At 62.7% G+C, this 13,088-nt stretch carries 8 protein-coding genes; 3 read left to right on the top strand and 5 right to left on the bottom strand.

Annotated features, from left to right (window positions below; genetic code table 11):
• Positions 1–758: 758 nt before the first annotated feature.
• Positions 759–1,733, top strand: a complete 975-nt coding sequence (locus J3R75_RS08995) for a glycosyltransferase family 2 protein (RefSeq protein ID WP_307261195.1) — start codon at positions 759–761, stop codon at positions 1,731–1,733.
• 63 nt (positions 1,734–1,796) lie between these two features.
• Entirely contained in the window at positions 1,797–4,691 is a 2,895-nt protein-coding gene (locus J3R75_RS08990) for a glycoside hydrolase family 9 protein (RefSeq protein ID WP_307261194.1), read from the top strand.
• A 199-nt stretch (positions 4,692–4,890) separates the two neighbouring features.
• Here J3R75_RS08990 and J3R75_RS08985 read toward each other — a convergent pair whose 3' ends face one another.
• The 3 genes from J3R75_RS08985 to J3R75_RS08975 form a co-directional block, all read right to left on the bottom strand.
• Positions 4,891–6,174: a M18 family aminopeptidase gene (locus J3R75_RS08985; protein ID WP_307261193.1), complete on the bottom strand. Its 1,284-nt coding sequence runs from the start codon at positions 6,172–6,174 to the stop codon at positions 4,891–4,893.
• Positions 6,175–6,238: 64 nt separating this feature from the next.
• A complete protein-coding gene (locus J3R75_RS08980) occupies positions 6,239–7,552 on the bottom strand; it encodes a 3-deoxy-D-manno-octulosonic acid transferase (protein WP_307261192.1) in 1,314 nt (437 codons plus the stop codon).
• A 99-nt stretch (positions 7,553–7,651) separates the two neighbouring features.
• The gene (locus J3R75_RS08975) at positions 7,652–9,097 is read right to left on the bottom strand and encodes a GAF domain-containing SpoIIE family protein phosphatase (protein ID WP_307261191.1); all 1,446 of its coding nucleotides are present in this window, start codon (positions 9,095–9,097) and stop codon (positions 7,652–7,654) included.
• A 273-nt stretch (positions 9,098–9,370) separates the two neighbouring features.
• Here J3R75_RS08975 and xerD point away from each other — a divergent pair, with 273 nt between their 5' ends.
• On the top strand, positions 9,371–10,258 hold the full coding sequence (gene xerD / locus J3R75_RS08970; RefSeq protein WP_307261190.1) for a site-specific tyrosine recombinase XerD: 888 nt from the start codon (positions 9,371–9,373) through the stop codon (positions 10,256–10,258).
• 10 nt (positions 10,259–10,268) lie between these two features.
• Here xerD and J3R75_RS08965 read toward each other — a convergent pair whose 3' ends face one another.
• Both J3R75_RS08965 and J3R75_RS08960 read right to left on the bottom strand, forming a co-directional pair.
• Entirely contained in the window at positions 10,269–11,810 is a 1,542-nt protein-coding gene (locus J3R75_RS08965; protein WP_307261189.1) for a glycoside hydrolase family 5 protein, read from the bottom strand.
• 70 nt (positions 11,811–11,880) lie between these two features.
• Positions 11,881–12,924, bottom strand: coding sequence for a hypothetical protein (locus J3R75_RS08960; protein WP_307261188.1), 1,044 nt, complete (start codon positions 12,922–12,924; stop codon positions 11,881–11,883).
• Positions 12,925–13,088 lie beyond the last annotated feature (164 nt).

Here is a 13,088-nt window from a genome sequence, read left to right as displayed (position 1 = left end):
CCCCGGAGGGGAAAACACCGGGGACAATTCGCAGGAAACACACGGCCAGTCGCCGCCCAGTCATTCGACCTTGATTTCCGCCGACCTTTGCGGCAGCGGAGTCATAGCGGGCCCAGAGTAGCAGCGGCTTCCAGACGCTGTGCGCACGGCTCGTGCGGCGGGGGAGACGGACCGGCTACGGTCGGCGTGGATGACGAGGACGGTTTAATGAGCCGTCTTGTCGGAGTGGGCGAGACGCCCACTCCACGGCCGCGAGACGTAATCGGTCAGTCACCACCCCGGAGGGAAAAACACCGGGGACAATTCGCAGGAAACACACGGCCAGTCGCCGCCCAGTCATTCGACCTTGATTTCCGCCGACCTATGCGGCAGCGGGTTTCATAGGAGCCATTGCTATCTGTTGTCCCTGCGGCCTTTTTGACCGTCCCGCCGCATAACGTCATCCCGGTGGTATTTGAGCGCTGAAAGCACGATCTATGATAGCCCAGGGCAAGCGACGCCGAAGGCGGTCGATTACGATCGTATATTTTTGCGCCGTAGGCGCTTAACCATGCTTAACCCCAGGCTTTTGCCTGGGGACGCAGTCCCCCCGCAGACAGTGCCTCATAGAGGCACCACAGTTCTGGTGCCCTCGCCTGGCTCCATCGCTTGCTGGCGGCCAACAAAAATTGGCATTCGGCGGCAGAGCGGCGGTTCTGCATCCATATTATGGACTGCCATTGACTGCACATTGAAACGCGTCTTGCGGGAGCACGATCATGGAAGAACATCCAGCGCCCAAGGTCTATCTGACCGTGCCTTGTTACAACGAGGCGAGCATCCTGCGTGACAGTATGCGGACCCTGCTGGCGAAGCTCGACACGCTGCAGACCGCTGGCCTGGCCAGCGCCGAGAGTGCGGTGTTGTGCATCGACGACGGGTCGGCTGACGACACCTGGGCGATCATTGCCGACGCGCACCGGCAGGCCCCCGAGCGCGTCCTGGGCATCAAGCTCGCCGCCAACTGCGGGCACCAGAAAGCGCTGCTAGCCGGGCTGATGAAAGCCAAAGACGAAGCCGACTGCGCCATATCCATTGATGCCGACTTGCAGGACGACATCGGCGTCCTGGACGACTTTCTGCGGGAGTACCGCCTTGGGGTCGACATCGTCTACGGCGTGCGCTCAGACCGCTCCAGCGACAGCCTGGGCAAACGGCTGAGCGCCGAGGGCTTTTATCATTTCATGGCCTTCATGGGCGCCAAGGTCGTCTTCAATCACGCTGACTACCGGCTGATGAGTCGGCGGGCACTGCAGGCATTGTCTGAATACCCCGAAGTCAATCTGTTTTTGCGGGGCATTGTGCCGATGATCGGCCTGCGTCAGTCGATTGTCAGTTATGTGCGCAAGCCCACGGCGCGCAAGACGCACTACACCCTCAAGAAGATGCTCATGCTCGCCTGGGACGGCGTGAGTTCTTTCAGCATCCGGCCCATACGCATGATATCGCTGCTGGGGCTGGTCATCATGGTGGTCAATTTTCTTCTCATACTGTGGTATTTGCACATCAAGTGGATTGGCGCGGCGGTACCGGGCTGGACGACCCTGGTGATGCTCGTGCTCGCGCTGAGCAGCTTCCAGCTGCTGGGCATCGGCCTAATCGGCGAATACATCGGCAAAGTCTACCTCGAAGTCAAACGGCGGCCGCGCTACATCGCCGAGGATGTCCTCGGTGGCAAACCGCCAACGCCATAGCCACCGCTGCGGCGCCGACGCGCGCCGCCTGGAGCGTCTTCCAGCAGCAGGGTCACGAACAGCATGCGACTTAAGAATCTTGGACAGCCACCTCTTCTCGCCTTGATCATTCTCCTGCTAGGCATCATCGTGGCTTTGTTGCTATACCTTTGGCCCAATCCGCCAAGGACCGCAGATGATGGCAGTGCGGTGGCCGCAGCTAGCCATAGCGCCCTGCCCACCGCGCAGCTGCCACCGCCGACCGGCGACTGGGCTGACGATGATGCTGCGGCCGAACGGGCTGATGCTGCGGCAGCGCCACGGCTGCAGTCGGCAGCACCGGCCACCAGGCAGACGCCCATGGCCACCGCATCCCCAGCGCCAGCGCCCTCCACGGCAAAAAAATTGAATGCCTACGGGCAGGTCCTGGCCGTTCCGCGCCAGCGGGTCGACACTAATCGAGCGGCGACGGGTCGTCTGCGGGTCTTCGTGCTGGACAGCCAGTGGCTGGTGCTTGCGGGCGATGTCAATGACTTCCTGGTCAAAGAAGTTCACGACAGTTTTGGCCAGCGTCTGGCCTTGGCAGATGCGTTTTTCCGCTCGGGCGAGTTGCCCACGTGGGCGCATCGCTTTTTCTACAACTATGCCGCGGCGACGGTGCTGCCTCTGCAGCACGAAGCCATCCGCGCGCGGTTCACCCGAAACGGTTTCTTCCGCGTCACGCTCGGCGCCGGCGCCGAGCCGCTGGGCATTGCCCAGCAAGGCTATTGGATCAATGCCGTGGGCGAATTCCGCCTGCCGTGGGTGAGCGGCGGCGAGGCGGTGCACACCTTCAGCGGCGAGCTGGTGCATTTCGCCTACATCCGCTTGGAACGGCCCATGCGCAACGGCGAAGAGCTGAGTATCAGCACTGAGGATGGCGCCATGAACGCCCGACTACGCTACCACGACCGCGAGACAATCTCCCGGGCCATCAAGGTCAACCAATGCGGCTATCTGGCCGATGCGAGCCGCAAATACGCGTACCTGGGCATGTGGCTGGCCGAGCTCGGGCCCATGCCAGTTAGGGACTACGTCGGCCATCCCTTCGTGCTATTGCGCGAAAGCGACGGCGAGACCGTCTTCACCGGCACCATCGCCCTGCGCAGCGAAGAACAGTATCACCTGCGGGACACCACACTGATACCGCTCAACGGCGAGGAGGTGCTGGAAATGGATTTTTCGGCCTTCACCACGCCAGGCACCTATATGTTGCAGGTCCCGGGCGTCGGCCGGTCATGGAGTTTCAGCATCGGCGACGACGCCATTGGCCGGCCATTCTATCTGAGCATGCGCGGGCTTTTCCACCAGCGTTCGGGCATGGCCAAGACCAAAGAGCACAGCGCTTGGGAAATGCCTGCCGACCGCATGGAAGTCTTCCGCGGCGGTTTTTCCCCGCATGACCGCCAGTACGGCGCTTCGGCTGAAGACGGCTGCATCCGCGACAGCAGCGGCAAGCTGGTCGAAGTCAGGTGGTTCGATATGGTCAAGGCCACCGCCACCACCGAGCGCCTGCCCGATCTCCACGGCGGCTGGTGGGACGCCGGCGATTTTGACCGGCGCCTCCAGCACTTCCGCGCCGTCGAATGCCTCCTCAGCGCCTACATGCTCTTCCCAGAGAACTTTACGGACGGCCAGCTTTCCCTGCCGGAGTCCGGTAATGGCCTGCCCGACATCCTCGACGAGGCGCTGTGGGGCATGGACCTGTGGCGCCGGGCCCAGGCTGCCGACGGCGGCGTGGGCTGCTGGATTGAGACGACCAGCCATCCCGAGGAACCCGCGCCCTGGAAAAACAGCCAGCCTTATTATTTGGCCTTGCCGACGCGCGCGAGTAGCCTGGAATACGCCGGCTACGCGGCATTGCTGGCGCGCGCCCTGCGCCATGCCGGCGACCAGGCCCGCGCCGAACTGTTTTACACCTCGGCCATGGCGGCCTGGCGCTACGCGCATGGCGACCAGCCGTTGATTGTCAAGACCTTCACTCACCCCAAACTGGGCGAGCTCACCTACACCGAGCCGGGCGAGTTGCCCCCGCAGCTGCGCTTCCGCGCCGCGCTGGCGCTGTACCTCTGGGACGAAAACGGCCTTTTTGCGCCTTTGCTGGCAGACAAGACGCTGATTGACGCCACTATGCGCTACGTGCGCCTGCATCAACGGCCCTATTTTCTCTGCGAGCTCGCGGAGCCGCCGGGCCCCCTGCCCGCGCTGCGGGCGCGCTTCCGCCAAGAGGTCCTGACCGAAGCCGAGAAGTTGCTAACCAGCCAGGACGAACTGGCCTACCGCAACATCAACTGGCCGATACACAGCCGCTCTTTCATGCATCTAGGTTGGGGCGCGGCGATGCCCTTCAATCGCGGCGCCTATTTCATTGTCGCCTGGCGGCTGACTGGCGATGAGCGTTACCGCGCGGCGGCACTGCTGCTGGCCGACTGGATGGCCGGCGCCAATCCCATGGGTCGCAGCATGACCACCGGGCTGGGGACCGTGTATCCGGTGCGCATCCTGTCCCTGCCCATGTTCGTCCGCGAGCGGGACTGCCCCGACCCCATTCCGGGCATCACGCCCTACACCTTCACGGGGACGAACAACTACGCGGCGGCGATGTCCATCTTCACCATTGACATTGAGCCGCGCCGCGACCAGCAGTTCCCCGGCGTGAAACTCACGCTGCTGCCGGATTCGTGGTCGCAGGGCCGCAGCCTGGACCGCGCCGAGTGCTTCGCCATCCTGCAAAAGCAGATGCCCATCTGGCGGCGCTTTGCCAACCTCGAAAGCCGCGCCGTCGCCCAAAATGAATACACGGTGTGGGAAACTATCGCGCCCGCCGCCGCCGCCTATGGCGCGCTCTTGCCAAAAAACTGGCGACCACCACCCGCATGGGCCAGGCAACAACCCAAGAAGAGCCTCGACGATATCCCCGGCTATATCTTCCTGCCCTGAGGGGGCAAAGAGCGGTTTTCGTCGTGGACCCGACCGACCATCGGACGGATCGGACGGATCGGTCGGATCGGACGGATCAAATCGACGATCGGTCCGATCGGTCCGATCGGTCCGATCCGTCCGCGAAAAAAGCCCGACGATCCGTCCGATCCGTCCGCGAGCGAACACAGAAGACCAGACCGCTCACCGGCTGCGTAGTTCAGGGCATAACGAAGAGTGCGGCGACGGCCTGAGTGAGGGCCTGCTGGTCCTTGACGCCGGCGCTTTCACGGCTGCTATGCATAGCCCAAAGGGGAATGCCAGCGTCGACGGCTTTGACGCCGAGGCGCGCGGCGCAGGTTGGTCCGACAGTGCTGCCGCAGGGCTGGTCCGAGCGGTTGATGAAATCCTGATGGGCGATACCCTGGTCCCGACAGAGTTGCCGGAACAGCGCCGAGCTGACAGCGGTACTGCTGTAGCGGAATGACGCGTTGTTCTTGATGACGACGCCGCGATTGAGCACCGGCGCATAGGCCGGGTCGTGCTTCTCTTCGTAATTCGGGTGGACGGCGTGTGCGGCGTCCAATGAAAGCAGGAAGGACCGGCTCAAGGCGCGGAAGATCGTTTCGCGATCACCGTTGCTCTGCGTCAGGCAGAGCCGCTCCAGGGTGTCCCGCCAGAAGGCCGACGCCGCGCCTTGCGCGGTTTCGCTGCCGACTTCCTCGTTGTCCGCCAGGAAAATGACGGGCGTGGCGGCGGCGGGCGGCGCAGCGATGATGGCGTCCAGCGCGGCCTGACAGGAGCAGAGATTATCCAGGCGCGGCGCATTGATGATGTCCTGGTTGACGCCGCAAAGCGTGGCAAGCTGGCAGTCGGCCAGGAAGAGATCGGCATCGAGCAGCTCGGCCGGCGTCGCCCCGCAGAGCTCCTTGAGGATGTCTGCGAAGCTGCAGGCGCCGCAGAGCGCCGCCAAGTGTTGCTGGACATTGATGGCCGCGCCTTGGTTAACCTCGCGATTAAGATGGATGGCCAGGCTGGGAATGATCGCCAGCGGCCGAGACGACAAGACCAGCTGCCAGCGGACGCCGCCGTCCGCAGCCTTGACCGCAACGCGACCGGCGATGGCCAGGGGACGGTCAAACCAGGTGCTCTGCAGCATGCCACCGTAGCTCTCCACCGGTATGCGCAACACCCCAGAGCGCTCCGCCGCGCCACGCCATTTGAGCTTCGGCGCCGGACTGTCGGTATGCGCAGCCACGAGGCGGAAGCCGTCCGTCGCCAGACTGCCAGTGCCGACGCGAAAAACGATCAGCGCCGACTGATTGCGTTCGACGAAATAGCCGCGGCCGGCCTGCAGCGACCACGCGGCGCCTTCGTCAAGAGCGGTGAAGCCGGCCAGTTCCAGGCGAGCACGGGCATTGGCGGTGGCGTGATAGGCCGTCGGGCTGGCGTCAAGATAGGCCATGAGGGCCGCGATAGCGCTGGGTGCGGACTGGGTGCACATGGTTGTTCGGGTCCTTCGTCGGAAAAGCAGCAGACGCCCCAAGGCGTCTGCTGACGCGAGGTGATTATTTCGTTGGCGGCAGCTGCGGGCAGATCGCCTCGATTTGATCGAGAGTGCGGTCAATGGCGCCGCGGTAGCGGTCGACGAGCTTCCGAGCCGCGCTGCCAAGGGCCTCGCGCTCAGCGGGATTGGCCAGCAGACGGCGCAACGCGGGGGTGAAATCCTCGTCCTGCTGCACTTCGATGGCAGCGTGGTGTTCCTGGAAAAGCGCGGCGACGGCGCGGAAATTCTCCATGTGGGCGCCGTGGAGGATGGCCTTGCCGAAGATAGCCGGCTCAATGATGTTATGGCCGCCGGTCTGGCCGGCGAGGCTCTTGCCCACGTAAGCGATGTCCGACGCGCCATAGAAATTCATCAGCTCACCGGTGGTATTGACCACGAGCACGTCGACGGGGCCGTCGGCGACCTTGCTGCCTGGAGCGGGCTGCAGCAGGCGCCAGCTGAGCTGCTCGGCGCGCAGAACCTCTTCCACCTCGTTGCTGCGTTCGTGATGGCGCGGCACCAGCACGAGCCGGAGCTGCGGGAAGTCTTGGCGGAGGGCCTTGTAGGCGCGGCAGACGAGCTCTTCCTCGCCGCTGTGGGTGCTGCCGGCCGTGAAAACCACGCGCTCGCCAGCGCCGAAACACTGTTCGAAGAGCGGGTGCAGATCGCGGTTGACGACGTCAGGCACCTGGTCAAATTTCATGGTGTCGCAGACGTGGATGCGGCTGTCCTGACCGATGACTCGGGCAATGCGCTCGCCGTCGCTGGGCGTCTGCACGCAGATGGCCGCGAAGGCGTCGAAGATCGGCTTGAAGATGCCCCGCCAGCGCGCATAGCCCTGGCTGGATTTATCCGACATGCGGCCATTGACGAGCACGACTTGCGCGCCGCGTTTTTTGGCCATGAGGATGAGGTTTGGCCAGATCTCCACTTCGAAGATCACCAGCAAGCGCGGTCTGATCAGCCCCAGCGCCCGGCGCACTGCCCAGAAGAAGTCCATTGGGCAATAAATGAGCTCGACGCCCGGGGGGAGTTTCTTGGCGGCGGTGGCGAAAGCGGTGGCTGTGCCGCAGGAGAAGACCATCGGCTCGTTGGGCCGGCGTTCGCGCCAGCGGCGGATGAAAGTGAGTGCGGCGACGGTTTCGCCGACGCTGACGGCGTGTATCCACACTGCGTTGTCCAGGGCTTTTAGCGCGACGGCGCGGTCCTTGCTGAAGAAGCCGAAGCGCTGCCAGTAGTCGGCGCTGAGGCCGCCGCGGCGGCGCAGATGCACGATATAAAAGGGCAGGTAACAGAGGAAAATGATGGGAAAGACGATGTTGTAAATCAGCAGCATGCGGTGATGGACTCCTTGATTAGCGCAAAACTAAGGCGAGGCAGGGCGGAGATTCGAAGCGGTATTGGCTGCCGGCGGCAGGCCCGCTCATGGCGGCTGTTAACTGGTACTGACGGCAGCGGTTCGGCTGATCACGAAGAGCGTTTGGTCGTCGGACTGCGGTTCCTCGCCGCGGTACTGGCGGACGGTATCGACCATGTACTTGACAGCGTCGGCGGAGGGCCTTGGCGCGTCCTGCCACAGCATCTGGAGTTGTTTCAGGCCGAACTCTTCGTGATTTTTATTGAGAGCCTCCGGGAAGCCGTCCGAGAACAGACAGATGGCCATGCCTGGCGCGAAGGTGAAGGTCACGGTTTCGAAATCGTCCAGGAACTCATTGGGCCACATCCCGAGAGCCGGCCCTTGTGGTTTCAAAGCCCGGCAGCTGCCGTCGCCCTGACGCAGCAGCAGGGGCGTATGGCCGGCGCAACCGAATTCACAGCTGTGATCCCGCCGATCAATGAGCAGGACATTCATGGTGATGAAGTGCGCATCGTCCGAATTGCTATAAATCAAGTGATTGAGGTTCAGCATGAACTCGTTCAAGGTCGTGTAGTGGCTGATGGTCCCGCGTATGAAACTGTGTGACATGGACGACATCAGGCAGGCCGGCATGCCCTTCCCCGCCGCATCGGCAACCACGATCAGCAGCCGGTCGTCATCAATGGGTATGAAATCGTAGGAATCGCCGCTGACCTCGAAAGCCGCGCGGTAATAGAGGCTGAATGACAAGTCCGACCAGCTCGGAGGCACCTGCGGCAGCATGGAACTCTGCAGGGTCCCGCAGAATTCCACCTCGCGGCGGATGCGGTCCTGCCGCTGCCGATCGGCATAGACCACCACCAGACTGCAGGCCAAGGCCGGCTGCGAGGACAATTCCTGGAAAGAGCTCAAGTCCTCTTCCGTGAAAGGATTGAGCTCGCCGCGCCGGCGATTTACCGCACAGATGATACCGACAAAATGCTGCTCGACCATCAGCGGCAAGGCCATGATATTACGCACTTCGCGGGGAAAGAGCTGGGCAGAATCCTTGTTGCGGCGCGGATCGCTGTTCCACAGCAGCGGCTCGCGGCTGATGGCGATCTGGCCGAGCGGGCCATCGCCGGCCCGCAGTTGCTCGGCGTGGAAATAGGCGGCGCGGTAACGGGCGTTTTCATGGACTTTGACATTGAGCAATGACGGTTTGACCGTGAAGACGGGGAAAAAACCAGTACAGGCGCTGCCTTGGAGGACGGCGTTGGCCGTGCCCTCCAGCGGCACGAAGATACCGACCGACTCGGCTCCGAGGTCCTCGCAGACCTGGCTGACGACGATGCTCATGGCTTCAGCGACTTCGGTAGCAGTGGCCAGCTTGTGAATGAACTGGTTGATAAAGCGTCGGTGCGCCTCGTCCCGCATTTTACTCTGCTGCAGCTGCTGCCGTAATTGCCGCCGCAGGTGCAGAAACCACAGGGTTTGCCCGGCCGCAAACACGATGAGCAAAAAAAATGTGATCGGGACCAGCATGGTGTTGGGCATTTCCTGAACAGCCGGCGGAGAAGTGGCGCGTTGCAAACAACGACTCCGGCATGGCTGTTTGACTGACGTGTACGGCGAGCCTCGCCCATCAATGAGTTACGGTGGCAGCACGACCGGCGGCAGCGCCGGCTGACCCGCTGAGAGACGATGACGTACTAGTACATCCTGGCAGACAAACTCGCAAACTGGCAATATAATGATAGCAAACACGAGACACAACAACGGCATCAGGATCTTTTCCTGCCGTGGCGGAAGGCATGCATGCGCGAACACCTGTCGGATTTCATCGGTCATCTTTGTCTCGAACGCGGCCTGGCAAAAAATACCGCCACGGCTTACGCCAGCGACCTCGCTGTCTTTTTTGCTGCCCTGGACGCCGCCGGCATCAACGACGCCGCGACGGTGACGCGGGACGACATCCTGGATTTCCTCGAAGCCAGCCAGCAACATGGCCTTGAGGCGGCGACGATCGCGCGGCGACTGGTGGCCATCAAGGTCTTTTTCCGCTTCCTGGTGCAAGAGGGCCTGTTGCACGCGGATGTCACTGAGATCATGGAGAGCCCGCGGCTGTGGCGGCTGGTGCCGGATTTCCTCACCGTGGCAGAAGTCGACGCGCTGCTGCGGGCCTTCGCTGGCAAAGAGCCGCTGGAGCTGCGCAATCGCGCCCTGCTGGAGCTCTTATACGCATCAGGTCTGCGGGCGTCGGAGATGGTCACCCTGCGTCTGGACGGAGTCAATTTCCGCGAGGGCATTCTGCGGGTGATCGGCAAGGGCAACAAAGAACGGGTCGTGCCCTTTGGCAAAAGCGCCTGGGACGCCATGAGTACCTACGTTGAGAAATCCCGGCCGCTGCTGGACCACAGCGGCGCCGGCCTGACGCTATTTCTCTCGCACAACGGCCGGCCGCTGACCCGGGCGAGGCTGTGGATGATCGTCAAGGACGCCGCCGTGCGGGCAGGCATCAGCAAGAACATCTATCCCCACGCCCTGCGGCATTCCTTTGCCACGCACCTCCTCAGCAACGGCGCCGACCTGCGCGTCATTCAGGAAATGCTCGGCCACGCCAGCATCGCCACCACGCAGATCTATACCCACACCGACAAGGAACGCGTCGCCGGCGCCCACCGCCAATTCCACCCACGAGCGTAAAAGCGGTTCTTCAGCGCTGATTGCGTTTGAAGGCTTCGAGGAGCACCTTTTTGCGGTCGGTGTCGCTGGCCGCGGGCTTTTCGTCTTTGGGGTCGCTGCCGTGTTCGACGCTCCAGCCGGACCATTCGCGGTAGGCGTGGTAGCTCCAGTCCCAGCCGTATTCCTCAAAGATGTCGATACAGTCCTGGAGGTACGGCGCGGCACCGACGGCCCAGCGAATGGCGGAGAATTCGCCGATGTAGATACGGGCGTTGTACTTGAGCTGGAAGTCACGCACGGGCTGCAAGTGCCGGCGCAGTTCGTCCTTGTCCAGTTTCTTGGCGGGGTCGGGATAGATTGCGCCGATGGCCGAGCCATGAACGCCCTGGTGGGTGAAGCCGCCGGGGTGGTACATGTGCGCCTGATAGATGATGTCGTTCAGCGGCAGCGGCGTAAGATAGCGGAAGCTCTGTGCGCTGGACCAGTTGTTGGACTCAATGATAATCGGCGTCACCGGGTCAATGGCACGAACGATTTTGGCCACGTTGTACTGCAGGGTGAGGTAATCGACGAGGACGACGTCGTTGGGCTGGCAGGGCTCGTTGATCAGATTGTAGCCGAAGAGCGCCGGGTGGCCCTTGACGCCTGCGGCGAGAATGCGCCACGCCTCAGCAAAGGCGTCGGCGAAGACCTGATTTTCGAACATCAGCATCCAGCCGCCCTCGCGGCGGCCGCCCGGCGGCACATGGAGATCGAGGACCACTTTGATGCCGAGTTCCTGGCAGCGGTCGAGGACCTGTATAACTTCGGGAACGCGGGCGCGGACCCATTCGAGGTACTCCGCGGGATCCTGGTCGCTGTTTCTGGCGCCCCAATTGCGGATGAGCTGCCAGCGGATGAGCGTGGCGCCCCAGGACGCCAAGTCGGGCAGGTCCTTCTCCAGTGTGACATTTTTGCGGAAAACGGATGGCGACATCACGCCACGACGGGGCGGCTCCTTGAGGACACGGTCGGTATATACCGGCAGGTAGTCTTCGGGAGCAACACGGGGAAAGACTTTTGCCGGATCAATCAAGCGCATGCGGAGGTCCTGGAACCAGATGCTGCCGGTGCTGTCCTGGAGGCCGAGTTCAATGGTGCCGGGCAGCGCGTCGTCGTCAATAGTGCCGGCGTAGGTGATGTCATGCCAGTCCTTGCTGCCCCAGGCGCCTTCGCCATGCAGCCAGCGACTTTGGCCGGACTTCGTCTTGTAGACCATCATGAATTTGGTGCCGTTGTAGCTCTGTGCGGGCTTGCTGACATCCTCGTATTTGACGCGGCAGCGCATGCGGATAGTCTTGCCCGCATATTGGTCGAAGGGAAACGCCATGGTCGCGCGGCCATCATCGCCGTCATGACGAGTGGCGGCCGTGATTTTCAGGGCGGGGCCTTGTTCAGTTTGCACGATTTCAGCGCCGCGGGGGAGTTTCCACTGGGCCATTTCATCGGGGCCGAAGTTGCAGCGGAAGAAGAATTCCTGGGCCATGCAGGCCGCGCTGGCGAGTAGAGCTAATGTCAGTAGACGAATAGTCATGACGGTCGATCCTTTCAGTTGTCGGTTTTGGCTAGGAGAAGGGCGTAGGCGCTACGGCGAAAGCGGCGTTTCAGCGTAGTGCGTCCCATGGCAGGGCGGCGGGGCGCCTATCGTTGATGACGTCGTCAATATGCATGAGCAGCGGGTAGTCCGCCAGCTGGACTTTGCCAGCGGCGCCCAGGGCCCGCAAAGCCGCGACCACGCGGCGGGTAATGGCGACGGATTCCAGGGTGACACCCGACAGCATGGCCTCGGCTTCGACCATGCTTTTGCCCTGGCCAAGGAGCGTGCCCAGCCGGCGCGTGCGGCCGCCGAAGATGGTCACGTAGAGATCGCCGGCGAAGGGGATGTTCGCGACTAGATCGGTATCGGCGCCGAGATGGCGGATGAGGCGGGTGACTTCCCGGCAGCTCTGGCCAAAAAGCGCGGCCTGGGGATTGAAGCCCTGGCGTTCATCGGCACCACCCCAGAGGCCAATGGCCATGGACACGCCCAGCGCGTAGGCGTTCTTCATCGCCACGCAGCATTCCAGGCCAAGCACGTCAGCCGTCGGCGTGATGTGATAATACGCCGTCGCCAGCAGGTCCCTGGCGGTCGCGACCGCTGCGGCGTCGGTGCCGCAAAAGTACACCATGGTTTGCCGGCGCCGGGCCAGCTCGTAGCTGGTGCAGGGGCCGCCGATGGCGCTGAAGCTGATGCGGCCGCGCAGGGCCGCCGGCAGACGTTCGGCAAGCAGCTCGGGGAAGGGCCGCAACCGGCCGTCGGGGTAATCCTGCAGGCCCTTGGTGACCGAAAGCACATTCTGCCCCGGCTGCAGCAAGGGCAGGACTTTCTCGCTGAACCAGTCGACACCAAAGCTGCTGACGCCGCCGATGATCAAGTCCGCGCCAGCCATGGCGGTGGCCAAATCGGCGACAGTGTAAAACTCGATGCCGCCCGGCAGCTGCTCTTTCAGCGTCGGGTGATAGCCGTCATACCGGGCGCGGCTGATGATGTGGTCGTCCAAGGGCGTGCCGACAAGACGGACGGCGTGGCCGTTGTCCCGAGCGGGTGTGGCCATGGCGGAGCCCATCATGCCGGCGCCGACGATGGTGATGATTTTCTTCTGGGGCATAGTCGCTGTCCTGGCTTTGTTTTTTGGATTACGAAAAAGCGCCTGGAGATGGGGTGCCCGCTAACGGGAGCACCGTTCCGAGAGGCCCAATAAGCATCAACCGGTCTTCGAATATCAGTAATCGGTCAGTGATTGATAACAACCGTCCACGCTTGGTCGTGTTA

The organism is Oligosphaera ethanolica (genome assembly GCF_030814695.1).
GTDB classification, from domain to species: Bacteria; Verrucomicrobiota; Lentisphaeria; order Oligosphaerales; family Oligosphaeraceae; genus Oligosphaera; species Oligosphaera ethanolica.
Note: the sequence above shows the minus strand (reverse complement) of the source record. Positions and strands in the feature narration are given on the sequence as shown.